The following is a 25291-nucleotide window of genomic DNA, read 5'->3' as shown; positions in this document are numbered from 1 at the left end:
CCCCGGGGCCCTTTGACCCGGCGTTGTCAGTGGCGGTCGGTACGGTTTTCCCACAGCGGTCGTACGGACGGACCACAGCGGTCGTACGGACGGATCAGGGCAGATCGGGTGGGGGACATGACCACGGTGGACATCTCGTACGCGGAGGGCTGGGACGCCGGGACCCGCCGCCCGTACCGGTCGCTCTCGGCGGCAGAGGCACGGCGGCGGGACGAGGCGGGCGAGCCGTATGTGGTGATCCACCGGGAGCCGGGACGGGCCGAGCCCGTGGAGGTGTACCTCGTGGCCTGGTCCGACCACCATGTCGGGCACTGGATGTACGACGAGTCGGGGCGCCGTACCCGCGAGTTCGACCTGCGGCTGCTGGAGCCGGGCCGGCTGTTCCTGCGGCAGGTCGTGGAGCGGCGCTACGCCACACCGGACCAGCCCGACCGGGCCCGCGACGCCTGGCGGACCACGCTGAATCTGACTCCCGGCGAGAAGGCCGAGTGCATTGTCGAGGAGCAGGGCGATACCGGCTCGTCCCGGCACGGCCGGCAGGATCTGCCGGAAGCGCAGTGGTGGATTCCCCGGGAGGCCTTCGGGGTCGGTACGGCCGACGGCCAGGACGAGTCCCCGGCATCCGCTCCGGACGAGCCCGGCCAGGGACAGGAGTCGCCGGCATCCCTGTGGAGAGCGCCCCGGCCCTATCGACCGGAGTTCGATGTGCAGGAACTCCTCCGGCCGGGCAACCGGTTCGCCTGCGACACCTTCGTCACCGAGAGCGACGGCGAGGTGACCGTCGACCGGGTCGAGGAGATCACCACGCTCCGGGTGCCCAGCGGTCGGCTCGTGGTCGCCGACCCCCTGACGGGCACCCCCAGGGAACTCACCGAGCGCATCCCGCCCGGCGAATATCCCCTGCAGACGGCCGTGCTCGTCGGTGAGGGCGACTACTACGGCGAACCCTTCCCCGTGACGGAAGAGCCCCTGATACGACTGCTGATCTCCGACGAACCGGCGGTCACCTGGGAGCTGGGACTCGGGGAGGGAGAGGACCCCCGGCTGCTGCTGGACGGCCACGCCTACGGATTCGGCACCGACGCGGCACAGGGCTCCTTCGCCGACGCCTCCGGCTGGGACACGCTGTCCGCGGCCTACCGCCGCCACTTCGACGGGGACGGCGACGACGGCGTCGAGGAGGTCAGGAACGGCACCCTGCGGGTCGCCGACGAGAAGACCGGCGGCGACCTGGTCACCTTCTGCACCGATGGCGACGGAACCTGGTCGGTGTGGCTGGGCCGGGCCGCCTCCGGCGACGTGGTCTCCGCCGTGGTGGTCACCGGATGGCTCTCGGACTACCGGCCGTTGTGACCCTCCGGCGGCCTGCCGCTGCCCTGCGGGCGCCCACCGCCCGGTGACTGCCCGCGGACCGGCAGACGCACCTGGCCCGGCGCACGCCCGCGGTCCGGCGCATGCCTTCTGCCCGCCGACCGGTCGGGCGCGGGCACCAGGCCCAGGCGCTGAGCGTGCAGGACCGTGCTGAGGCGGTCACGGGTGCCGAGCTTGCGGTAGATGTTCTCGATGTGTTTGTGCACCGTGCGGGCCGAGATGCCCAGGCGCCGGCCGATCGCGTCCGCCGTCAGGGCGTCGGTGAGCAGGAGCAGGACGGTGAGTTCACGGGGCGTCAGCGCGCAGTCCGCCGCCCGCTCCTCCGGCTCACCGGCCGGTGCGGCCAACCGGCGCCACTGCTCCAGCAGCTGGCGCTGCTGCTCGACGGCGGCCAGCAGCGGCTGGGCGCGCTGGGCGGTCCGTAGGTGGTCCTCGGTGAAGTCCGCGCCGGAGCGGTAGACCAGGCAGCCGGTGATCGGCGCGACCGTCCCCGGCAGCGGAAGCGCCAGGACCTGGTCCAGGTCCAGGGCCCGGCCGAGCACCCACGCGGTCTCGCTCGCCACCCAGGCCTCGCCCGCGAGCCGCCGGGCCGTGACGGGCGCCCGCCCGGGGCCGGCCGCGTAGTGGTGGGCGAACGGGTAGCCCGAGCGCAGCACGCCCAGCGCCTCGCCGCCGAGCCGGTCCAACTCGGCGGCGGCAGCGGCCGACATACCGAGCGTGCCGTTGCCCTCGTTCCAGTCGTCCAGCTTGTAGATCAGTGTCTCGCCGCCGCACAGGTCGGTCAGCGCGTCGGCGAGCAGCGGCCACAGCCGTTCGGGCTCGCGCTCGTTCAACGCGGCCACGGCCAGCCCGGTGAGGCGTTCGTAGGCCCTGTCCAGCCTGTGTAACACGTGTTCCTCTCTGCCCCTGCCCCTACGCAGTTATACGCATACCCATGCGACAGCGCGCTGTCGCATGCTTCAACCGGGCACCGAGATCGGATTCGACGAGCCCGGTCGTGCGGGCCGCCGGCACGGGGGAGTGGCGGCCCGCATCCGGTCGTCGCCCCGGTCACCCGTCCCAGGCCGCGGCGCACAGCGCACGGTCGACCTCGTCCGCGTAGCGCGCCGCGGTCAGCCAGGCCCGCGCGAAGCGGCCCGGATCCGCCGGAAGCAGGCGGCCGAAGACGTCGCGTGAGCGGTCCGCCGCCGCGGCGAGCAACTCGTCGAGGATATCGCCGGCCGTGGCGAGACCGTGCCCGTGCAGACGGCGGGTGTCCACGGCCCTGTTGCCCGGGAAGGCCAGCACACGCCGACCGCCCGAAGCCGCCTGCTCGACCCGGCGGCGCAACAGGTGCAGAGGCGCCTCCTCCGGCGTGGGCACGGCGGTGGGCGGCGCCGGAGCCGGCAGATCGGCGTGCTGGAGCCGGTCCAGTCCCAGGTCGACACGGGTCCCGGCGATCGTCGGGTGCTCGGCCGCGAGGAGCTGCGCGCGGGCGTGCGGGGCCGGCACGAGACGCGCGATCACGCGCAGCCGACTGCCCCGGGCGGCGGACAGCAGCCGCAGGTTGTCGCGGTGCGGGAGCGCCGGATGGTCGTGCGCCGCCGTCAGCCGCAGCGGCACGCCGCCCCAGTCGGCCAGCAGGCAGTCGCCCGCCGCCTCACGCACCACGCCGGCCGGCGTGACTTCCAGGAACAGCAGATCGTGACCGCCGCCCAGGGCGCGCCCGACCTGCTCGGCCACCGGCACCGCCCACAGCCGGTCCAGCGGTTCGGCCCGCCAGTCCGCACCGGACGCGCGCACGGCCCGTACCCCCGCGCCCGCCCCTAGCCGTCCGGTCGGGGACACCGTCGCCCCGGACACCGCGAGGCCCGCCCGCGACAACTCGCGATGCGTCAGCGCCGTGTCACCGATGCGTACGGCGCGGTCGGCGGCGCCCGCCGCCCGGCCCGCGCCGCCCGGGGCCACGTCCGAGACCGTGTACAGACGGCCGTCGGCGTCGGCGGTCCAGGTGACGGCACCCGCGTAGCCGCTCGCGGTCAGGACGGGCTCGGAGAACAGTCCGTACAGCCGCAGCGAACCGTCCGGGGCGTACGGCTGCCGTACGGTACCGCGCAGCCCCGTCAGATCCGGACCCGTCGCGAACGGAACGCGGTGACCCACGTACAGGGTCTCCGACAGGGCGGCGACGAGGTCGGGGAGCCGGAACGCCGGGTCGGCCGCACGGGCCGCGCGCAACGCGGTGACCACGGAGACCGCCGCCGTGCCCGCCCGGGGGAGCCCCGCGAGGCGCGCTGCGTGCGCGGCCCGCAGCAGCTCCGCCTGGAGCACGGCGCCGGAACCGTCCGTACCCGCGTCGAGCACGGCGGCCGCGGCGGCGAACACCGCCTGGGCCGCGACGTGCTGAGGGGCCGCCGCCGATTCCTCGGTAGCGACTGCGGCAGCGGCAGCGGCAGCGGCAGCGCCGGCGGGGGCTTCGGGGGCGCTTGACCCGGGCGCCGGCTTCCCGGTGGTCTCGGAGACATCGGCCACCGGCGCCGCCGAAGCCGCTGCCGCGCGATGCAGGCAGTCCGGTGCCAGCAGGCAGCCGCAGCGGATGGCCGTCGCGTCGGTCACGACGCCCTCGGGGGCGTGCAGTTCGAGCACCGAGCCCTCGTCGTCGACGGTGATGCGCACGGTGTCGCCGTCCCGGACGACCGGGCGGTCCGCAAGCTTGGCGATGCCCGCGTCCAGCCGTTTGCGCAGCCGGGGGGAGAGGGCCGCGACCAGTTCTGCGGTCGCCGCCGGGGCGACCGCGGGCAGTTCGACGCTCATGCGATCTTCTCCCCTACCCAGCGGGCGAGTTCGAGGGGGCTGAGGGCGGCGACCGGCATCCCGGCGGCCACCAGCTGTCCGGCGATCCCGGTGGAGTACCGGGGGCGCCCCGAGTCGTCGAGGCTGGCGCAGCCCAGCACCTGACAGCCCGCGCCGACCAGCGCTCTGACCTCGGCGAGCAGCCCGCCGACCGGATAGCCCTCCTCGAAGTCGCTGATCACGACGACGAGCGTCCGGGACGGCACCGTCACCAGCTCACGCGCATGCCGCAGCCCGGCCGCGATATGGGTGCCGCCGCCCACACTTACCTCCAGCAGCAGCGACAGCGGGTCCTCGACATGGTCGGTGAGGTCGATGACCTTGGTGGAGAACGCCAGGAAATGCGTGGACAGGGTGGGCACCCCGGCCAGCACCGAGGCCGTGAGCGCCGCCCAGACGGTCGACGCCTCCATGGACCCCGACACATCGGTGACCAGGACCAGCCGCCAGTCGGCGGCGCGCCGGGCCCGGGTCCGGAAGACCGGGCGCTCCGGGATCACCTGGACCCTGCCGTCGGCCGCCCGGCGGGCGGTGGCCAGGTTGGCCCGCAGCGTACGGGGCAGGTCGAGGCCGCCGCCCGGACGCCTGCTGGGGCGTGGCAGCGCCGTGCCGTGCAGCGCGGGGCGCAGCCGTGTCGCCAGCTCCCGGGTCAGCGCGTCGACCAGACGCCGTACCAGCGGGCGCAGCGCGGCCAGCCGTGCCTCCGGCAGCCCGCCCGCGTGCCGCAGCACCGAGCGCAGCAGGTCCACGGAGGGACGGACCCTGTCCGGATCCAGCTCGGCGAGCACGTCCTGACGGCCCGTCGCGGCGGCCGCCGCCAGCACCTCCTCCCGGACACCCGGCCCGAACAGCGCCGCCAGTTCCTCCGACCACTCCCGCACTCCGGGGTACGGCGCCTCACGCCCGCCCCCGCCCCCGCCCCCGAGATCGCCCCGGCTGCCCTCGCCGCGCCCGCTGCCGTACAACTCGTCCAGTGCGGTGGCCAAGGCGCGTGCCTGCTCGGGGAGTTGATCGGCGCGGCGGCCGAGCAGCAGGCGCCAGCGGTCGGCGGGGGCCAGCCGGTGGTCCTCCGGGAGCGCCGCGGCGGTGGCCGGCTCGGGCTCCGCCTGTTCCCGGGGCGGCGGCAACAGGCCCAGCGTGCGCAGGGTTTCGCGGGCGGCGAGATCCGCGCGGGTCCAGGTGGCCAGCGCGGCCGGGTCGACGGTGCCGGTGTCGGCCACCCGGTCGGCGCCGAGACGCTCCTCGACACCGGCCAGCAGACGGCCGCGGTCGGCCGGGCTCAGCGCGTCGAAACCGCCGCGCAGGGCCGGCAGCCGGTCGAGGAAGTCCCGGTCGGACAGCTCCGACACCCGGCCGACCAGGGGCTCCAACGCGGGCGCGGCTGCCTCCAGCAGCCGCCCGGCGGCCGTCAGCAGCCCCGTCAGCCGGGCGGTGAGCGCGGTCCGTGACTCGGCGTCGACGGCCCCGTCCACCCAGGAGGCGACCCTGCCCCCGAAGGCCCCCGGGTCCTCCTGGCCGAGCAGGACGCGCACGGCTCCGGCGGCACCCCGCATCAACGGTGAGCCGTCGGCGGCCAGCCGGGCCAGCGCGTCGGCGAGCCGGATGCCGCCCAGCAGGTCGGCACGATGGGCGAGTTCGAGCAGGGCGTGGGCGTCGGCCGGGTCCTCGGAACCGGTGAGGCCGTCCACCTGGCGCACCGCGGCGGCGGTCAGCAGCTCGGCCACGGCGATTGCCCTCGCCGTACGGTCCTCGTCCGCGTCGAGACCGGCGACATGACCGGCCCGCAGCCGGTCCAGCAGGGCCAGCCCGCTGAGCAGTTCGGGCAGGGTGCCGGCGTCCGGGAGCACGGCGGCGGTGTCGCCGAGCCGCTCGTCCACCAGGCCGGGCAGACCGCAGTGGGCCGCCTGCGCCAGGCCGTCGAGCACCTGCGCCGCCGTGGGACCGCCTGCCTCCCGCTCCTTGCGGGTCCGCTCGCGCAGCAGGCCCTCGGCCGCCTGGACAAGGGTGACCCCGCGGACCCCGGCCGCCGTCAGCATCGCGGCGGTGGCCGGAGTCCAGCGCACCTCCCAGCGCGAGGTGAGGGCGTCGGCGCCGCCGGTGCCGGTCACCGGCCGGTGCTCGGCGTAGGGCACCGAGCACAACGCCAGTCGGCGCAGCAGCAGTTCACGGCGGCGGTCGAGGTCCGAGCGCAGGGGGTCGAGCCGGAGGTCCCGGGCGGGGCCGCGGTCCGCCGGGCCGGGCAGGCCGAGTGCCGCGAGGTCGGCCTCGACGGCCGGAGTGAGACCGCTGCGGGGCGCCTGCGGCGCGGGACGGCCGACGCGGGTGCCGACCAGTACGGCCTCCATCGCCCGGGCGACGGCTCGGCCCCGGCCGTAGGGCTCGCCCTGGGCCAGCACGGTCTGTGTCGCCTCGACCAGTTCACCGCGGCCCGCTGCGGGCAGACCGCGCAGGCGGGCGAGATCTCCGGCCAGACGGGTGATCTCCCTGGCGTCGGCGGGGCCCGAGGGATGACCCTGTTGCCGGAGTGCGGCGCAGATGCGGACGGCCGTGCGGGTCAGCATGTCTTCCAGGGCGGATGGTTCGCCGGCCGCCCCAAGGACCATGTGCTGCCATTCGGGGTCGCGGATGCCGGCGGGGTAGCCGGAGCGCTCGTCCAGGAGGGCGTAAGTGTAGGGGATGAGGGAGGTTGTCCATTCGGGTGCGGCTGGGTGGGGGCTGGTCGCGCCCACGCGGCGGTAGCCGCCCATCGAATGCTGCCCCGCGCCCCTGAAGGGGCGCACCAGTGCCGGAGTGTGGAAGGCGCCGACCACTACGGCCGCTCGCTCACCCCCCTTCGTGGCCTCTGCCAGCCTGGAACGCATCCACTCCTCCCGCCGCAGATCCACCCCCGACACGTCCGACTCCTCCCGCAGCGCCCACCCCGTCAGCAGCGCCGCCCGGCGCAGTGCCTCCGGTGTCGAACCGGGCGCCGCCGCCTCCACCAGCCGGTCCCAGAGGTCGTCCCCCGGGCGGCCCGTCAGCCGGGAACGCAAGGCTCCCGAAAGCCGGCCCGGACCCTGCGCCGCAGCCTCCGTCTCCCGCCACCCCCGGTCCGCCAGCGGCAGATCGCAGGCCACGACCGGCACCCCTTCCCGCGCGGCCCACCGCACCGCCGCCAGCTCCGGGGAGAAGTCGGCGAACGGATAGAACGCCGGGCCGGCGCTGCCGTCGGCCGGCGCCGCCGCGAGGGCCACCGGAGCGCGGGTCTCCTCGTGGGCCAGCCACGGCAGCCACTCCTGCAGTTCGGCCGGCAGTTCGACGAGCAGCACGTCGGGCTTCGCCGCGTCCAGCAGCGCCGGCATCGCCGCCGCCAGGGAGGGCGCGTGGTGCCGTACGCCGATCAGGTACGGCGCGGCAGGGTCGGTGAGGGCCGCGAGGGCCGCCTCGGGGGAGTCGGTCACGACGTCACGCCTCCAGAACCGTGCGCAGGTCCCACAGGGTGCGCCAGGTCGCCGAGCCCTGTTCGGCGCGCCGTCGTACCGGACCGTCCCAGTAGCCGCGCAGCCGGGCCGCGTCGGCGGGATCGTCCTTGCGCACGACGCCCAGGAGGTGACCCGGGAGCAGGCCGAGGACGTCCCGGTCCCCGGGGAAGTAGGCCGCGGCCAGGGCCAGCGCACCCGCCACCGACACCGCCTCCGCCGTGCTCATCACCGTGGACGGACGCTCCACCTCCCAGCCCTCCGCCGACCGTCCCTCGCGCAGATCCCGGAACGCGGTGACCAGCGCCTCGAGCACCGCGTCGTCGACCTGGAAAGGCGCTCCGGCCCGCTCCACGGACGCCCGCGCCTGGCCGCGTACCAGCGCGGTCTCGGCGTCCAGGTCCGGAATCGGGCCCACGGTCTCGAAGTTGAAGCGGCGCTTGAGCGCGGCGGACATCTCCGAGACGCCCCTGTCCCGCAGGTTGGCCGTGGCGATGAGGGTGAAGCCGGGCGCGGCGTGCGCCAACGCGTCGTCCGTGCCCGCCAGTTCGGGCACCGCGATGCGCCGCTCGGACAGCAGCGACACCAGGGAGTCCTGGACCTCGGGCAGACAGCGGGTCACCTCCTCCACGCGGGCGACGGCGCCCCGGGACATCGCGGTGAGCACCGGGGAGGGGACGAGCGCCTGCCGGCTGGGACCCTGAGAGAGCAACAGGGCGTAGTTCCAGCCGTACTTGAGCTGGTCCTCGGTCGTGCCCGCCGTGCCCTGCACGACCAGTCCGCTGGTGCCGCACACGGCGGCCGACAGCAGTTCGGACAGCATCGACTTGGCGGTACCGGGCTCACCGACCAGCAGCAGACCCCGCTCACCCGCGAGCGTCACCACACAGCGCTCGACCAGGGCCCGGTCGCCGACGAACTTGCCCTCCACGACCAGTCGGCGCGGCACTCCGGCCGGCGCCTCGGCGCCGTCGGGCAGCCGCAGCGCCTGGCCGCCGCTGCCCATGACGAAGGTGACGACGGCCCGGGGCGTGAGCCGCCAGGCCGGCGGGCGCGGCCCGGCGTCGTACGCGGCGAGGAAGGCCAGTTCGGTGGCGTACCGGTCCTCGGGCGGCACGATCTGGCGGGGCGGAGCGGCACTGGCGGTCATCGGTGATCGTCCTTCGTGGTGGTACGGGTGGTGGTGCCGGCGGCGGTCTGGGTGCGGGTGGCGGCGCGGAGCGGGGTCATCGGCGGCGGCCGCCGCGGGTCGCCCGCGTGGTCAGCTGCTCGTACGCGGGCGTGTCCCCGGCCCGCACGCGCTCCCAGGCGCGGGCGAACAGCTCCGGCACCGGGACCAGCGGCAGGGTGCGGTCGCCGTCGGAGACCGGGTAGAGCGCTTCCTTCCAGGTCTCCACCGGCAGGGCCGGGGCCTTGAGGTCGCGCCAGCCGCCGGGCAGGAAGAGGGTGCGGCCGGCGCGCGGGCGCTTGGCCTCGACGACCAGTCCGCTCGCCGCCAGTTCGGCGCGCGCCTTCTTCGTCCGGGCGGGCTTCCAGCCGGTCCAGCGCGCGCAGTTGCGGTCGGTGGGGTCGGGCAGGGCCAGCACCTGGAGGTAGAGCGCCGCCGCGTCCTCGCCGAGACCGTGGGCCGAGGCGACCTCGGCGACCAGCGCGGGCACGCTGACCGTGGGGTCCTGGGCGTACCCCGCTGGCCCCTCGGCCGCGAGGGCGCGGGCGAGGTCGTCGCCGAGGATCGTCCGGACGGCGCGCAGCCAGGGCCTACGCCCCTCGCCGAGCAGCCCTTCCAGGAGCCCGAAGACGGAGTCGTCCGGTCCGCTCAGCGTGGCCGGCCGGACCATTACGTGCTCCGTCTCCGAGTACCAGGGGCGCAGCACCAGCGAGTCACCGGCCCGGGTCACTCCGTCGGAGTCGGCGCCGCCGGACTCGGGCAGGCCGTAGACCTTGCGCAGCTGGACGGAGGTCGGGCCGCCCTTCTCCGTCCAGTCCAGGCCCAGTTCGAGCAGCAGCTCGGGGTCGGCCAGGCGACGGCGCAGCGCGGTGAGCCCGTCCGTCAGCCCGGCCCGCAGCGGATGCCCGTACGGCAGCAGGTACGCGAGCGCCGCCAGGCTCTCCACCGCCCCGGCCAGCGCATACGAACTGGGCACCGCCGACGGGTCGGCGGCCGTCAGGTCGCCGTCCTTGTCGGGCCGGAACACCGTGGTACGGGTGAGCCAGGGGGTGCGCGTGGGGTTGAGCACGGCCTCGGCATGACCGACGCCCATGCCGGCCAGATCGGTGCTGAGGTCCTCCGGAAGACGCACCAGGGTGCCGAGGCGCTCGGTCCAGAGCCGCGCCGCGGACGCTGTGTCGGGGCCGGTCGTCCACAGCTCGGCCGGGTCGTCCGGCAGCAGCGCGCCGAGGAGCGCCCGCTGCTCGTCCGGGCCCAGCGAGTTCAACAGCTCGGCACCGAAGCCGCGCTGACGAGGCTTGAGACCGATGGTGGCAAGGCCCTCGGCACCGGGTGCCTGCGGATGGCCGGCCAGCAGCACGGTGGCCTGGAGCGGACCGAGCCCGCCGTTAGTCGCGGCCACCAGCGCCTCGGGAGCTCCGGGCCGCCAGGGCGCGGCGCCCTTCTCCCGGACCAGCCGGGTCAGGGCCGCGAGCCGGTCCGCCGGAATCCCGGTGGCATGCCTGGTCTCCCGGACCAGCGTGAAGTGCCCGACGGCACCGAACGCCCCGGACGGATCGTGGTCCAGGGCCAGCCACTCGACCTGGCCCTGTCGGACGTCCACGCTCTGGCAGCCGAGGACCACCACCGTACGGCCGTCCCGGCGCAGCACCTGGCCCGTCCGCTGCTGCTTGTCGTGCGGCTCGCTCAGCACCACCTCGCGCAGCGTGGTCCCGAGCCCGGGGAGCGGCCCCTCGGCCAGCGCCTCGAACAGCAGGAGCAGCGGCTCGCGCTGGACGTCGGCGAGGGCCGGGGAGGCGGCGCGGTAGGCGAGCGGCCGCAGGGCGCCGAGGACGGCCGGCCAGATCGCGCCGATGCCGGGGACGGTGTGCTCGTCGCTCAGCCAGCCGTCGCCGACGGCGGCGAGCCGCTCGGGTTCCGGCAGCGGCTTGCCGTCGGCGGGCCCGCCGGACAGCACGTGGTTCACCGAGCGGATCTGGCGCAGCGCGGCCCAGCCGCTCTGCCATGCGTTCTGCAGGGGCACGACCCCGGCGACGGCGTCGTGCAGCGTCCGGTCCCCGCCGTGCTCCGGGGAGTAGTCCGCGAACATGCCCTCGGTCCGCTGCCGGGGCTGTCGCGGCCGCTCCTTCGGGGGCGTGGCCAGGGACGCGGCCGACTCGGCGACCCGCAGCGCCGCCCGGACGAGGGAGGTGACACCGGTCAGCAGCCGCCGGTCGGTGAGTCCGGGCAGCGACTGTGCCACCGCGGCCAGGGCGACGTCGTCGGCGGCCGGCACCGCGGCCCTCGCCGTGTCGTCCTGCCCGGCCCGGGCCAGCGCCTGCCGGCGCTCGTCCAGTGCCGTCGCCGTCGCCCGCATCAGCGCACCGGCCGCCTCGTCGGTCAGGACGCGCAGCACGTCCGAGCCCTGCTCGTCGCGGGGGCGCAGCGCGTGCCAGAACGCGACCGGCGGTACGAGCCGGGTACCGGCCGCGTACGCCCCGCCGGACTCGCCGAAGGACATCCGCCCGAGCTCGGTGCCGTCGCCCGCGTGCAGGGCCATGCTCTGGTACATCTGCACGGCGATCGGCTCGGCCCCGCCCGGCAGCCGCAGCGCGCCCAACGGCACCCCCGGAACCCGGCCGTTGCGGGCCGCCCGCAGGGTCGCCGTCCGCCCGTCCGGCGTACCGGCGACGGTCCGCGCCTCAGCGCCCTCGCCCTCCGTGCGCACCCACCGGCCGAGGACGGTGCCGTCGGTGCCGAACGGGCTGTGCTCAAGACCGGGCTGCAGCGGCAGCACCTCGCAGGAGTCGGGCAGCAGCGCGGCGTCCTCGCGGACGGCCGAGGCCAGCAGCGCCGGCAGCGAGGCCCGTCCGTGCTCGCCGGTCGCAGGGTCGTACTCCAGCCACACCGACTGCCGCCCCTGCCTGCCCTGACGCCAGTACGTGGTGCCGTCGCCCAGCACCGGGCGGCTCGGCGGCAGGACCGTGTCCCCGGCGTGCAGGGTGCGGCCGCCCGTGGCCCGGCCGCCACCGGGCAGCGGGACCGAGGCGTTGGCCGCGTCCATGCCGGACCACCAGCCGGGTACCTGCTCACCGCCGAGCGGGAACACCTCGGACGGGCGGTTCGACCAGTAGCCGTGCTGCTTCGAGCCGTCCCGCCACAGCACCAGCAACTCGCCGTCGGCGTAACGGAACCGGGGTCGCCGCCAGCGGTCCAGGTCCGCCGGCAGCCGCAGGTCGTGCGTGAGCAGCACCCCCTCGGGGCCGACCACGATCGCCTTGTGGCCGCGCACCAGGATCAGCGCCGGCCAGGCCTCGGTCACCGACAGCCCGTTGTCCTGGTCCTTGCGCACCTCGGAGTCGAGCAGCTCCAGCGCCTCCTCCAGCGCGGGCCAGCCCAGTTCGTCCAGGATTCCGGCGCGGAGCGTACGGCCGAGAACCGGGACGACGTCGTACCCGGTGAGCCGCCGGACGGCGAGCGGGCTGTCCTGCACCACGGCCCGGAAGGGGCGCAGCCGCTCCAGCTTCGCGCCGACGCCGGGCAGTCCGGTCGCGGCGGCGAACTCCGCGGTCGCCTCCTGCAGCCACTCGCGCAGGACGTCGCCGAGGACGGGATGCGCGGCCACCTGGGGCAGAACCGCGGGCCCCTGACCCCGGCCCAGCTCTTCGACGGCCTCGAACAGCAGGGTTCGGTAACGGGATTCGGCCGCGAGGGCCTTCAGATCCCGCTGCCCGGGCCGCTCGTCGCGCAGCCAGCTGTCCAGCGGCAGATGGACACGCGTGTCCGCGTCCGGAACGGCCAGCGCGACGCCCTCCGCCACGCACAGGTCCAGCAGATCGAGGTCGGCCCCCGCATGCCAGCGCCCGGTGAAGAGGTCCACGGGCCGTCCGGCCGCCCGCAGCCGGGACGCCATCCGCTCCACCAGTGCCAGTGTCGCGGGGGAGCGGTGCGAGTGCGCCGACCCGTGCTTGCGATGCTGGGCCCAGCGGCTCAGCCAGTCCGCCGCGTCCACGTCCCCGCCGTCGCCGGTGAGCAGCAGATCCGCCCCGCAACCGGCCAGCAGCGCCAGCCAGAACTCGTCGTCCGCCACTTCCCGGCCCAGCCCGGCCGGCATGATCTCCAGTAGCCGCACCCGGATCTCGGGCCGCTCCTCGGCGAGGACCGGCAGCACGCTGCGGTAGGCGTTCCAGAAGGACCCCGGTGCCCGTACGGCGGCCGGGGAGGCGAGCAGGTCGGCGACCAGGGCGCACTCCTCGGCGACCCGGTCGAGACCCGCCGCCTTGATCAGCCCGCGCGCGTCCTGCGGCAGCGAGGCGTACGGCGGCATCCCGGCCGCGCAGCGCTCCACCGTCAGCTGCCGGAACTGCGCCCAGGCGGTGGCCGGTTCGAGCCGCCGGGCGAGGTCCTTCACATACTCCTTGAGCGCCTTGACCGTGAGCGCCCCGGCGAAGGCGAACTCCAGGAACACCGCACGCTGCCGCTCCTCGTCCACGGCCAGGGCGTGCACCCGCTCGGCCTCACGGGCCTTGCCGAAGAAAGCGGCCGCGTAGGTGGTGTTCTCGTGCTGGAGGAAGACCCGCGCGGCCTGCTCGTAGAAGGTCGGCAGGAAGTGCGGGACCGCGCGGCCCAGCCGCTCGCCGAGCGCCTCGAAGCCCTCCTTCGCGTTGCCCGGCTTGGACTTGGCCTGCCGGGCCAGCCGCTCGACGTCCTTGACCAGGGCGAGCGCGTGATGGCCGTTGGCCGGGTCGTGGACCAGCGCCCAGGCGGGGAAGCCCAGGGTCTCCCGGCGCACCTGACCGACCTCGGGCGCCTCGGGCTCCCGGGCGAGGCCGAGGAACTCCAGGGCCAGGTCCTCGGCCTCGCCGAGGGTGCCCGGCACCAGGCGCACCACCGGGCGGTCGTCCAGGGCGGGGTGGGTGTAGGTGCGGGCGGTCAGGACGTCGGCGTCCTCGCGCCGGGTCGTGCCCGACGGCAGGATCGCGCCGGCGTCCAGCAGCGCGGCCGTGGTGGTGTCGTCGTACGTGCTCATGCCGCCCGCTCCTCGTCCTCGATGTCCCGCCCGGCGTACAGCGCAGCCGCCATCCGCATGCCCTCCGACCAGGCGACCGGGCCGACCTGACCCAGCTTCAGCGTCCGGCCCGCCGGATCGGTCCACACGAGCGGGCCGGTCTCGGTCTCGTAGTAGGCGTCGAAGTCGCCGACCCAGACCCGGGCCTCGACCCCGCGGCCCTCCTCCAGCACGGAGCACACCGCGTGGCCGCCGCGCACCCGGTACCCCAACTGCGTGGCCCTGCCGTGCAGGAAGCGCAGTTCCTTGAACACCCCGCCGGCGTACTCCTCGACCTGCGCGGCCTCCGCGTCCAGGGCGGCAGGGCGGTGCCAGACCTCGCGGAAGAGCTGCTGGGCCTTCTGCTCGACGCCCAGCTCGACAGCGAACTCCCGCAGCTCCTCCAGGTCTTCGAGGAGCACCGGGTGCGGCAGCCGGACCAGGTCGGGGGTGATGCGCACGGTGTCGCCGTCGAGGTCGACCAGGCCGAGCCCGCGCTCGGCGTCGGCGTCCCGCAGGAACCCGGCGACCTCGCCGTCGGCGCCGGTGACCACCAGGTCGCGCAGCGCCGCCTGCCAGGCGGGGTCCGGCCAGACGCGGGCGAGGACCTCCAGCGGCACCGGCAGCGAACGGGTCAACCACCGCTCCACATCCGCCAGGCAATGCCGTTCGTGCCGCTCCAGCCACTCGGCGAGCTGCCGTAGTCCCACCACCGCCGGATCGTCCGCCAGCTTCGGGGGCACGGACTTCAGCCGCCGTCCCGCCGCGTTGCGGCAGACCACCTTCCCGTCGTCCAGGGCCACTTCGTAGTCCCCGGCCGTCACCCACCCCATGCGTGCCTCCCCGCACCGCAGTGATCAAGTGATGGCGACTGTAGGGGAGACCACTGACAACGCCCTCCGCGGTCCACGACGACGGAGGGGAACCGCGGTGACGACGGAGGAGAACCGCAGTTCATCAGGGGTGTGCAGGGCGGACAAGAGGTGTACGGGAAGGTACGGGAACGGCCCCGGTCCGCAGGCGGAGACGCCTGGACCGGGGCCGTGGGAAAGCGACGTGGGCGAGGACGTCAGCCCTGCCCGGCCTCCTTCTCCCGCTTCAGGTTCTTCAGCCGTGCGCCCTCCTTGCGGACCTCGGCCTGCGTGGCCCGCTCCTTCTCCAGCCACTCGGGCCGCTCGCGCTTGAGCTCCTCGATCTGCTCGGTGGTGAGCGGCTCGGTCACTCCGCCGCGCGCCAGCCCCGCGATGGACACGCCCAGCCGCTCCGCGACCACCGGACGCGGGTGCGGCCCGTTGGCCCGCAGTTCGCGCAGCCACTCGGGCGGGTCGGCCTGGAGCCCGGTCAGCTCGGCGCGCGAGACGGCACCCTCCTGGAAGGCGGCGGGCGTGGCGGGCAGGTACACACCCAGCTTCTTCGCCGCGGTCGCGGGCTTCATCGTCTGGGCGGTCTGGTGCGAACTCATGAGACCAAGGGTATCGGCCGGGCACGAAAGCGCCGACCAGGGCCGATGCGAGGCCGCCGTCCCCGGCCGAGGGGGGCCGCCGCTCCCGGCCGATGGCGGGCCACGGCTCCCGGCCGGTTAACCTGGCCAGGTGACAGGCTCGGAGGAAACACCGTCGTTCCGGCTCGCGTACGTCCCCGGCGTGACGCCCGCCAAATGGGTACGCATCTGGAACGAACGCCTGCCCGGCATCCCCCTCAGCCTCCACCAGGCCACGGGCGCCGAAGCGTCCGACATGCTGCGCGCGGGTGACGCGGACGCCGGTTTCGTACGGCTCCCGGTGGACCGTACGTTCTTCAGCGCGATCCCCCTCTACACCGAGGCCACGGTGGTCGTCGTACCCAAGGACCACGTGATCACGGCGGCCGAGGAGGTCACCCTCGCCGACCTCGCCGACGAGGTCCTCGTCCACCCCCTGGACGACGTCTTCGACTGGGACGCGCCGCCCGGCGAGCCCGCCTTCGAGCGCCCGGCCACCACCGAGGACGCCGTCGAACTCGTCGCCGCCGGTGTCGGCCTCCTCGTCGTCCCGCAGTCGCTGGCCCGTCTCCACCACCGCCGGGACCTCACCTACCGGCCGCTCACCGACGCCCCCCAGTCGACCGTCGCCCTGTCCTGGCCCGAGGAGGCCACCACGGACCTGGTCGAGGACTTCATCGGCATCGTCCGCGGCCGCACGGTCAACAGCACACGCGGCCGCCAGGCCGAACAGACGCCCCAGGGCTCCCAGGGGGTGCGGGCGGAGCCGAAACGGCCGCAGAAGGCGACCGCGGCGGGCCGTGGCGCACAGGGCCGGGCGGGCGGCGCCAAACGCACCCAGTCCGCCAAGCCCGCGAAGCGCGGAAAGCCCCGCCGCCGGTCATGAGCCGCGGGTCACCGGGCTCGCGTCGTACGCCGTAAGGGATCGGCCGAGGCCGGGCCCCGTGCCCGCTCCCGGTCTGCTTCCGCGCGCCCCGATCACCCTCCCCGAACCTGGGCCCTCGCGATGTCACGATGCCTGCGGACATCCCGGAGATCAGCGCTGGAGGCGCCCGTGAGCCCCGAAGTAGCCCCGGACGAAGCCGTCGACCCCCGTACCTCGTCCGCGTTCCTCGTCAACGAATCGCTCGGCTACCTGTTCCCGGCGGCCCTGCGTGCCGCCGCGGTCGTCGGTGTGGCCGATCATCTGGCCGACGGCCCCCGCACGGCGGCCGAACTGGCCGCGGCCACCCGCACCGACGCACGGAGCCTCTACCGGGTGCTCCGGCTGCTGGCCACGCGCGGAGTCTTCGAGGAGGACGCGAGCGGCCGCTTCCGGCTCACCTCCGCCGGTGACGCCCTGCGCAGCGACGCCCCCTGCTCGGCGCGCTCGGCCGTCCTGATGAACACCGACCGCAGCATGTGGCTGCCGACCGCCGACCTGAGCCGGTGTGTCAGCGAGGGCACCTCCGCGTTCGAGCACCTCTTCGGGCTGCCGTTCTGGGACTACTTCGCGCAGGACGAGGACACCGCGGACGTCTTCCACTGCGGTATGGCCGCGATGTCCGACGCCGAGAACGAGCCCATCGCCGGCGCCTGCGACTTCCCGCCCAGCGGGACGGTCGTGGACGTGGGCGGCGGTCACGGCGGCTTCCTGCTGACGGTCCTCGACCGCCACCCCGGTCTGCACGGCGTCCTGTACGACCGGCCGCACGTCCTGGCCGGGCACCGGCTGGACACGCCCGGGACCGCGGGACGCTGGAGCGCCGAGGCCGGCGACTTCTTCGCCGCCGTGCCGAAGGGCGACGTCGTCGTCCTCAAGCGGATCCTGCACGACTGGGAGGACGAACAGTGCGTGGCCCTCCTCGAGCGCTGCCGCACCGCCCTGGCGCCGGGCGGGCGGATCCTGGCCGTCGACGCGGTGGTCCCGCCGGGCAACGCACCCCACCAGGCCAAGGCGCTCGACCTGCTGCTGATGGCGGCGCTGGTGGGCCGGGAACGCACCGAGCCGGAGTTCGCCACGCTGTTCGAGTCCGCCGGTCTGAAGCTGTCGAGGGTCGTGCCCACCTCGACCGTGCTCTCGGTGATGGAGGTGGTGGCCGCCTAGGAGATCCTGGCCCGGGGGGTCCTGGGCTCAGTCGCTCTCCGGTGCCTTCGACCGCTCGCGCAGGTCGGCGACCGCCAGGCACAGCGCCACCAGGATGAACCCGACGGACGTGAGCAGGCCCAGCTGGAGCGCCTCGGTGGCCGGGCCGCGGTGCGCGAGGTGGGCGAAGTACACGAAGCCCACCACGGCGATCCCGGCCGCCGAACCGACCCGCTGGCCGGTCTGCAGCACCCCGCCGGCCGCGCCGGCCCGCTTCACCGGGACGCGGGTCAGAGTGAGCGTCGTGTTGGGGGAGACCGCGAGACCGGAGCCGATCCCACCGATGATCATCGGCACCACCACGGCCCACCCCAGGCTCTCCAACGGCACCAGCCGCACCACCGCGGCGATCCCGAGCAGCCCCAGCGCCACCCCGCTGAGGCCGATGACGACCAGCTTGCGCCCGTGGCGCACCACCAGCCGGCCCCCGAGGGCGGCACCGACCGCCGACGCGATCGCGAACGGCAGCACCGTGAGACCGGAGGCCAGCGCGCTGTATCCGGCCGCGTTCTGCAGGAACAGGGCGAGGACGAAGAAGACCGTGGTGAAGCCCGCGAAGTAGCTCAGGCTGATCAGCGCGCCGAGGGTGAAGGACCGCAGCGAGAACAGGTCCAGATCGACCAGGGGTGCTCGTCCGAGCCGTCCCTGCCGCCGCTCCCACGCCCAGAACAGGCCCAGCAGCACTCCGCCCACCGGCACCAGCGCCCACTTCAGCCGCCCGGTCCACTGCTGCTCCTGCACCAGCGGCAGCATCAGCGCGAGCACCCCGGCACCGAGGAGCACCACTCCCACGGGGTCGAACTCCTCCCGCCGGCCCGGCGGCACGGGGAACCGGGGCAGCAGCCGCAGCCCCGCGGCGAACGCGGCCACCCCGATGGGCAGGTTGACGAAGAACACCCAGCGCCAGCCGTCGCCGGTGCCGACCGCGTCGATGATCAGACCGCCCGCCAGCGGGCCCACCGCCGTCGAGACACCGATGACACTGCCGAGCAGACCGAAGGCCTTGGCCCGCTCGGCGCCCTGGAACATCTGCTGGATCAGGCCCGAGGTCTGCGGGGCCACCAGGCCTGCCGCCGCGCCCTGGATCAGCCGGAACACCACCAGCCAGTCGGGGCTCGCGGCGAGCCCGCAGGCCGCCGACGCCACCGTGAACACGGCCAGCCCGAAGAGGAAGGCCTGACGCCGGCCGCGCATGTCACCGAGCCGGCCGGCCGGCACGAGCGCCAGTCCGAAGGTCAGGGCGTAGCCGGAGACCACCCAGGACTGGGCCGCCTCCGTCGCGCCGAGCCCGTGCTCGATCGAGGGCAGTGCCACGTTCACGATGGAGGTGTCGAGCAGTGAGATGAATCCGGCTGCCAGACACACCCCGAGCGCCCGCCACCGCCGGTCCTCGGTGGCCGGTTGCTGCGGCTTTGCCCAGGTCGTGGTCATGCCGCCACGCTATGCAGTCATCACAGATGTCGCACGACCGGCGGAGCGAACGGCTGGCAGTACGGGTCCTTCCGGGTGAGGTTCAGCGGGCGTACGACGCCTCCCGTGCCGTAGCCACGATCCGGTCCCCGTCCGCCCCGGCCAGCAGCCCGGCCGCCACCCACGCGGCCACGACCGACCGCACCCGCGTCACCAGCGCCTCCTTGTCGTGGAACGGCGCCCCGGCCCAGACCTCGTCCAGCAGCGAGCCGCCGTCCGGCCGCGCCGGGTTGGCGACCCCCGAGTCGAGGCCGCCGAACGCCACCGTGGGCTCCGAGCGCCGGAAGTAGGCGTGGGTGGGGTCCTCGGTCCCCTCGTGGAAGGGGGCGAACTCGGTCCCGGCGGTCCCCTCCAGGGTGAAGTGGAGCGGAGCGCCGGGCACGGGGGTCAGGGACGGCAGCAGGTCCCCGGAAAGCCCCGCGTTCCGGTACAGCTCCAACTCCAGGTACTCGGAGGCCGAGTTGCGGCCGACCAGATGGACGGGACCGTAGAACAGGGTCTGCAACGACGGGTCGTCGAGGGCCTTCTCCACCCGCAGCCGGAACGGGACCGACACCCGCACGGTGTCCCCGGCCCGCCAGGTCCGCCGGGGCACGGCGAAGTAGCTGCCCGGTACCGGAGTGCCCGGCACCGCACGCCCGTTGACCGTCACCCGGAACCCGGCCGTCGCCCACGCCGGCACCCGCAGCCGCAGTGCGAAGGAGGCCCGCCCGCTCCCGCCGACGGTGAGCGTGCTGCCCTGCTCCCGCGGGTAGCCGGTGCTCTGGCCGACGGTGATCCCCTTCTCGGCCCAGGTCAGTGTCGACGGGCTGTAGAGGTTGACGTACAGGGCGCTGCCGTCGGCCGCCGCGAAGTACACCGAGTCCTGGTACTTGGTGGCGGACTCCATGCCGGTGCCCTCGCAGCAGGTGGTGCCCTGCTTGGGCGTGTAGTCCCGCACCTGTCCGGGCGTCAGCCCGATGAAGTACGTGACCAGCGGTTTCTCGGCGTCGGCCCGGTCCTGCTTCGAGCCGAGCACCTGGTTGTACAGGGCCCGTTCGTAGTAGTCCAGGTACGCCGGATCCTGCTCGTGGAAGAACAGCGCCCGGCTGAGCTTCAGCATGTTGTAGGCGCAGCAGCTCTCCGCGGTGGTCGCGCCGAGGGTCCCCGCGATCACGTCCCGCGCCTTCCAGAACTCGGCCGTACTGGTACCGCCGATGCCGTACATGCGGTGCGGTACGACCATGCCCCAGAAGTTCTTCGCGGCGGTCAGGTAACGTTCCTCACCGGTGGCGTCGTACAGCCGGACCAGGCCGGTGAAGATCGGGATGTGCTGGTTGGCGTGCAGGCCGTTCAGGGTGTCGGTGTTCGCGGCGCAGGCGTCGATGAGGCTGTCCAGGTCGAACAGCCGGGCCAGCGCGAGGTGTTCGGCCCTGCCGGTGAGCTCGTGCAGGTCGCAGATCGCCTCGACGATCCCGCCGAACTCACCGCTGGAGAAGATCCCCCACATCCGCTGGAGCGTGGCGGCGGGCAGCACGGACAGCCGTGCGTACATCCAGTCGCCCATGCCGGACGCGAGATCGAGCGCCTGGTCGTCACCGGTGGCGGTGTACGCCTCCAGCAGGCCCCGCAGGATCTTGTGCGCGGTGTAGTACGGCGCCCACACCTTCGTGTAGTCGCTGCCGGTCATCGACTCCAGCGCGATGAACTGGGTCTCCGGGTAGGCCGCGAGGAACCCGGGGTGGCCGGGCCCGCCCCAGGTGCGGCGCAGGGCGGCGTCGAGACCCCGTCCCGAGGCGTCCGCGAACGCCGACCCCGACGTCTCGCCGAAGGCGTACGAGACCAGGTCACCGCTCGGCCGTGCGCTCTGCAATCCGGCTATCTCGTTGGCGCTCAACGCCCGTGACCACGCGTCGAAGCCGCCGAAGGCGCCCGCGAAGACGGGGTCGGCGGGGTAGTGGGAGCGGCCGAGCCAGTGGTCGGCGAGGGTGCCGAGGGCGGCCGGGGTGAGGGACATGGCCGTGTTGCGGGCCGCGGCCGTGCCGTTGACGTACAGCGTGCCGGTGCCGTCGGCTATCGTCACCGCGAGGTGGCTCCACCGGTCGAGAGGCAGTGCGGCGGTGCCGTCGATCCCCTGCTCGGCGCCCGCCCCGCCGGTGGTGATCGCGAACCGGGGCACCCCGTTCGCGTTGCGGGCGGCGAGGTAGAGGTACCGGGTGGTGTCGTCGCCGAAGTCCAGCACCCGGGCCCAGGGCTCCGCATGGGCGGGTCTCACCCAGGCGGACAGGGTGACGGCGGAGGCGCTCCCGAGCACACCGGCCGGCAACTCGACGTACTGGTAGGACCCTCGCTCGTTCGCCACGGCGGTCCCGCCGAGCACCCCGGCCACGCTCAGCACGGAGGGCTCGTGCCGCAGGGCCTCGCGCACCTCGCCCAGCGCCTCCACCATGGTGCGGATCTTCGTCCCGAACACCTCCTCACCGGTGCTCGCGTACGCCTGCGCCAGCATGGTCAGGAAATGGCCGGTGTAGTGCCCGCGCAGATTCCCGTTGGCCTCTCCGTCCAGCCCCTCCCAGCCGCCGGGGGCGACCGCACCGCCCGTGTCCAGCCCCGCGTTGGCCCGGAATGCCTGCAACAACCGGTTCACGTCATAGCCCCGCGCGTGATCGAGCATCAACGCCCGCTTCTCCGCGAACAGTCCGGGCTCCAGCGCCACATCCCCCAGCCCGAACGGCCGTACCGTCCAGGTCGCCTGCGCCGCGGCCGCCTGCCCACCGGCCGCGACACCGGTCCCGCCGGCGGCGGTGACCAGAGCCGTCACCTGGAGGAGGGTCCTTCGGGAGAGGGGCTGCGCCATGTGCACCTCATCTGCAGTGTTTGATATTTCGGACGTCGTTCGGGAATGCGTCCGGAAGATTCCAGAAGATAGAGAGGAGGTGCGGGAGCGTCAACGGTACTGACAGGTATGAGGAGTTCGGGCCGCGGACGCCGTTACGCGCGTGCCGTCCGGCCGATCGACTCCACCAGCGGCAGCAGCCGGTACGGGACGCGTTCGCGCAGGGCCACCTCCGTGCGGGTGCGTACCACGCCCGGCAGGCTGATCAGCTTCTGGATCACGTCCTCCAGGTGCGCGTTGTCCCGCGCCACCACCCGGGTCAGCAGATCCCCGCCGCCCGTGATCGAGAACGCCTCCACGATCTCCGGCACGGCGGCCAGGGCGTCCCCCACGTCGTCGAGATGGCCCTGGGTGACCTCGATGTGCACGAAGGCCAGCACCGGGTGGCCGAGTGCGGCGGGGGAGAGGGAGGGGCCGCCGCCGGTGATCACGCCGTCCCGCTCCAGCCGGTCCAGGCGGGCCTGCAGGGTGCCCCGGGCGACACCGAGGATCCGGGCGTACTCCCGCACGCTGGTGCGCGGCTGCTCCAGCAGCAGCCGCAGGATGCGGGTGTCGAGTTCGTCCACGGTCATGGTGTGCGACTGTACCAATGGCTCAGGGCCGCTCCGCGCCGAGCTGGGCCATTGGTGTTCCCGGCGGACAGCGCCAGGCGTCAAAAGTGGGCCAACGGTCCAGTGAAATCGCGAACACTTGAGCCAGTCGCCCCGGCGATGCTCTCATGGGGGTGTCGATGGCGCTGCGGATCCCCGCGGCGCCATTTCTGTGCCGTCCGTCCGGACGGTCCGTCTGTGTCGTCCCATGGGAGGGGAAGCAGTGCTGAAGAGGGTGTTCACGGCTCCGGACCCGGGGCGGGTGCGGCTGCGCTTCGCCGCGCGGGCCGTGCTGGGCATCGGCCTCGCCGTCGTGCTCTGCGGGCTGGCCGGGCACTCCCTGACGGGCGCCGTCACCGGCGGGCTCACCGCGCTGCTCGCCCTGTTCACGGTCGCCGACGCCACCGTGCGCGGGCAGGCCGTCACCACCGCGCTGCTGCCCGCCGTGGGCCTCCCCGTGCTGGCCGCCGCGGCCGAGCTGCACGACATACCCGTCGCACGGGACCTGGTCTTCCTGGCCGTGGTCGGCGCGGGCGTCTACGCGCGCCGCTGGGGGCCGCGCGGGCACAGCCTCGGCGTGTTCGCCTTCATGACCTACTTCGTCGCCCAGTTCCTGCACGCCACGCCCGGACAGCTGCCCGAGCTGTACGCCGCCGTACTGCTCTCCGTGCTCGGCGCGGCCACCGTCCGCTTCGGCCTGTGGTGCTACGAGCGCCGTCTGCCCCCGGCGCCGGCGCCCGCCCCACCCGCCGGCACCGGCCTGGCCCGGGTGACCACCCGGCAGGCGGTCCAGGCGACTGCGGGCGCGGGTTTCGCACTCGTCGTCGGCCAGGCGGTGTCGGGCCAGCGCTGGTACTGGGCGGTCGGCGCCACCTGGTGGATCTTCGTCAACACCGCCTCGCGCGGCGAGACCCTGGTCCGGGGCTTCCGCCGGGTCCTCGGCACGGTCATCGGTATCGCGCTCGGCCTGCTCGTCGCCGTCCCCGTGCACGGCGCCCCCGTCCCCACCGCCGTCCTGGTCGCGGCCGCCGTCTTCGGCATCTTCTACTCGGCAGCCGTCTCCTACACCTGGATGATGCTCTGGGTGACCCTGCTCGCCGAACTGCTCTACGGCCTCCTCGGCGTCCTCACCCCCGGCCTGCTGGCGCTCCGGCTCACCGAGACCGCGGTGGGCGCGCTCGGCGCCGGACTGGCCGTGCTGTTCGTCCTGCCGGTCACCACCCACCTCACCACCGACGCCTGGATCCAGCGCGCCCTGCGCTGCGTCCACGCCTGCACGGCCGAGGCCGCCGCCCGGCTCGCCGGATCCGCCACCGCCGACCCGGCACCCCGGGTGGCCGAACTGGAGCAGCTGCTCGGCCGGGTACGGCTCTCGGTCGCCCCCCTCGTCCACCCGCTCACCCCGATGCCCGGCCGCAAGCGACGCGCCCGCCGGGTCCTCGCCCTGCTGGACGACTGCGCCCGGGAGATCCGCGGCCTGGTCGCCGTCGCCGCCGATCCCGAGGCCTCCCACGACGCCCGGCTGGCCGCCGCCTGCTGGCGCGTCGAGGCGGCCGTGGAGGCGCTCACCCGGGGCTCCGCACACGTCACCGGCCCCGCCGAACCGCCCGCCGAACCCGCCCTCGCCCATCTGCACGGGCTGGAGCGCGCCCTCGCCGAACTCGCCGAGCCGTTGCGCACCCCCTCGGGCTCCCCCCTGGTCGGCGCCTGAGACGCGCCGCCCCGGACGCCTTGGTCTAGACCGCAAACTGCTACCGTCGGCCCCGGACCGGCTCGGACTGACTCGTACCGGCCTGACTCGTACCGGCTCGTATCGAGAGGGGACACCGGTGGCAGACGGCGGCAGGCGGCGGAGGGCGTTCATCGGGTCGTTCACGGCGGCGGGCGGACCCGGGGTCGTCACGGCGGCGGTCCAGCCGCGCACCGGCGCCCTGGCCCTTCTGGAGAGCGTCGACGGCGTCCCAGACCCGTCGTACCTCACGCTCGCCCCCGGCGGGCACACCCTGTACGCGGTCAGCGAGACCGCCGACGGCGCGGTGGCCGCGTACCACGTCCACGACGACAAGCCACGCCTCGCCGGACCCCCGGTCCCGGTCGACGCCAGCGGCCCCACCCACCTCAGCGTCTTCGACGGTCACGTCCTGACCGCCAACTACGGCTCCGGCAGCGTCAGCGCCGTCCCCGTCCGCCCCGACGGCACCCTCGCCGGCGCCGCCTCCGGGGTGCTGCGGCACAGCGGCTCGGGCCCGCACGAGCGCCGTCAGCGCGGCCCGCACGCCCACCAGGTGCAGCCGGACCCCACCGGCCGCTGGGCGGTCAGCGTCGACCTCGGCACCGACTCGGTACGGGTCTGCACGCTCAACGGCGGCACCCTCGCCGTCCGCCGCGAGTTCGCCCTGCGCCCCGGCTCCGGCCCCCGCCACCTGGCCTTCCATCCCGGCGGCCGGTACGCCTACGTGGTCAACGAACTCACCCCGACCGTCACGGTCTGCCGCTGGGACGCCGACACCGGCGCCCTGAAGCCACTGGCCGAGACCCCGGTACTGCCCGGCGCCCCGGCCGGCGACGCCTACCCGTCCGGCATCGTCGTGTCACCCGACGGCCGCTTCGTCTGGACGGCGACCCGGGGCGAGGACGTCCTGACCACGTTCGCGGTCGACGAGGACCAGCTGCACCTGACGGCGACGGTCCCGTGCGGAGGCCACTGGCCCCGGGCCCTCACGGAGTCCGAGGGCTTCCTGTACTCGGCGAACGAACGCTCCGGGGACATCACCTGGTTCACCATCGACCAGGAGACGGGCGTACCGCGCTACGACGGCTCGGTGGAGATCCCGGCAGCGTCCTGCATCGTCTTCGACTGAGCCGCCCCGTAAGGGGCGCGGGGCTGTGCCGGTGT

At 74.4% G+C, this 25291-nt stretch carries 15 protein-coding genes; 5 read left to right on the top strand and 10 right to left on the bottom strand.

Features of this window, described 5'->3' with window-relative positions; all coding sequences use genetic code 11:
• Nucleotides 1-117: 117 nt before the first annotated feature.
• Nucleotides 118-1353 (top strand): DUF4241 domain-containing protein, encoded by a 1236-nt coding sequence (locus tag ACFWXC_RS36345; protein ID WP_384485541.1) that lies wholly within the window; start codon nt 118-120, stop codon nt 1351-1353.
• Here ACFWXC_RS36345 and ACFWXC_RS36340 read toward each other — a convergent pair.
• The 7 genes from ACFWXC_RS36340 to ACFWXC_RS36310 form a co-directional block, all read right to left on the bottom strand.
• Nucleotides 1338-2261, bottom strand: a complete 924-nt coding sequence (locus ACFWXC_RS36340; protein WP_384485539.1) for a LuxR C-terminal-related transcriptional regulator — start codon at nt 2259-2261, stop codon at nt 1338-1340. The genes ACFWXC_RS36345 and ACFWXC_RS36340 overlap by 16 nt on opposite strands.
• Before the next feature lie 160 nt (nt 2262-2421).
• Nucleotides 2422-4164 carry a hypothetical protein gene (locus ACFWXC_RS36335; protein ID WP_384485537.1) on the bottom strand — a complete coding sequence of 581 codons (1743 nt, stop codon included), beginning with the start codon at nt 4162-4164 and terminating at the stop codon, nt 2422-2424.
• Nucleotides 4161-7643 (bottom strand): DUF5682 family protein, encoded by a 3483-nt coding sequence (locus tag ACFWXC_RS36330; RefSeq protein WP_384485535.1) that lies wholly within the window; start codon nt 7641-7643, stop codon nt 4161-4163. The genes ACFWXC_RS36335 and ACFWXC_RS36330 overlap by 4 nt, the downstream gene beginning before the upstream one ends.
• Nucleotides 7644-7647: 4 nt before the next feature.
• Nucleotides 7648-8811, bottom strand: coding sequence for an AAA family ATPase (locus tag ACFWXC_RS36325; protein WP_384485533.1), 1164 nt, complete (start codon nt 8809-8811; stop codon nt 7648-7650).
• 76 nt (nt 8812-8887) lie between these two features.
• Complete coding sequence (locus ACFWXC_RS36320; RefSeq protein ID WP_384485531.1) at nt 8888-13837, bottom strand: hypothetical protein; 4950 nt, start codon at nt 13835-13837, stop codon at nt 8888-8890.
• Entirely contained in the window at nt 13834-14688 is an 855-nt protein-coding gene (locus tag ACFWXC_RS36315) for a DUF4132 domain-containing protein (RefSeq protein ID WP_384485529.1), read from the bottom strand. Before ACFWXC_RS36315 ends, ACFWXC_RS36320 begins: the two co-directional genes overlap by 4 nt.
• A 236-nt stretch (nt 14689-14924) precedes the next feature.
• Nucleotides 14925-15317: a DUF5997 family protein gene (locus ACFWXC_RS36310; protein ID WP_384485527.1), complete on the bottom strand. Its 393-nt coding sequence runs from the start codon at nt 15315-15317 to the stop codon at nt 14925-14927.
• A 130-nt stretch (nt 15318-15447) separates the two neighbouring features.
• Between ACFWXC_RS36310 and ACFWXC_RS36305 the strand changes: the two genes are divergently transcribed.
• Nucleotides 15448-16221, top strand: a complete 774-nt coding sequence (locus ACFWXC_RS36305) for a LysR family substrate-binding domain-containing protein (protein ID WP_384485525.1) — start codon at nt 15448-15450, stop codon at nt 16219-16221.
• 168 nt (nt 16222-16389) lie between these two features.
• Complete coding sequence (locus ACFWXC_RS36300; RefSeq protein ID WP_384485523.1) at nt 16390-17421, top strand: methyltransferase; 1032 nt, start codon at nt 16390-16392, stop codon at nt 17419-17421.
• Between the two features lie 27 nt (nt 17422-17448).
• On the opposite strand, the gene ACFWXC_RS36295 is transcribed toward ACFWXC_RS36300, so the two are convergent.
• The 3 genes from ACFWXC_RS36295 to ACFWXC_RS36285 form a co-directional block, all read right to left on the bottom strand.
• Nucleotides 17449-18891: an MFS transporter gene (locus ACFWXC_RS36295; RefSeq protein ID WP_384485521.1), complete on the bottom strand. Its 1443-nt coding sequence runs from the start codon at nt 18889-18891 to the stop codon at nt 17449-17451.
• Between the two features lie 82 nt (nt 18892-18973).
• On the bottom strand, nt 18974-21766 hold the full coding sequence (locus ACFWXC_RS36290; RefSeq protein ID WP_384485519.1) for a beta-L-arabinofuranosidase domain-containing protein: 2793 nt from the start codon (nt 21764-21766) through the stop codon (nt 18974-18976).
• A gap of 134 nt (nt 21767-21900) precedes the next feature.
• Complete coding sequence (locus ACFWXC_RS36285; protein WP_384485517.1) at nt 21901-22377, bottom strand: Lrp/AsnC family transcriptional regulator; 477 nt, start codon at nt 22375-22377, stop codon at nt 21901-21903.
• Nucleotides 22378-22618: 241 nt separating this feature from the next.
• Here ACFWXC_RS36285 and ACFWXC_RS36280 point away from each other — a divergent pair, with 241 nt between their 5' ends.
• The gene (locus tag ACFWXC_RS36280; protein WP_384485515.1) at nt 22619-24106 is read left to right on the top strand and encodes an FUSC family protein; all 1488 of its coding nucleotides are present in this window, start codon (nt 22619-22621) and stop codon (nt 24104-24106) included.
• A 118-nt stretch (nt 24107-24224) separates the two neighbouring features.
• Nucleotides 24225-25256, top strand: coding sequence for a lactonase family protein (locus ACFWXC_RS36275; protein ID WP_384485513.1), 1032 nt, complete (start codon nt 24225-24227; stop codon nt 25254-25256).
• The last annotated feature ends 35 nt before the right edge of the window (nt 25257-25291 follow it).

The sequence above is a fragment of the Streptomyces sp. NPDC058683 genome, assembly GCF_042716195.1.
In the GTDB taxonomy this organism is placed as follows: domain Bacteria; phylum Actinomycetota; class Actinomycetes; order Streptomycetales; family Streptomycetaceae; genus Streptomyces.
Note: the sequence above shows the minus strand (reverse complement) of the source record. Positions and strands in the feature narration are given on the sequence as shown.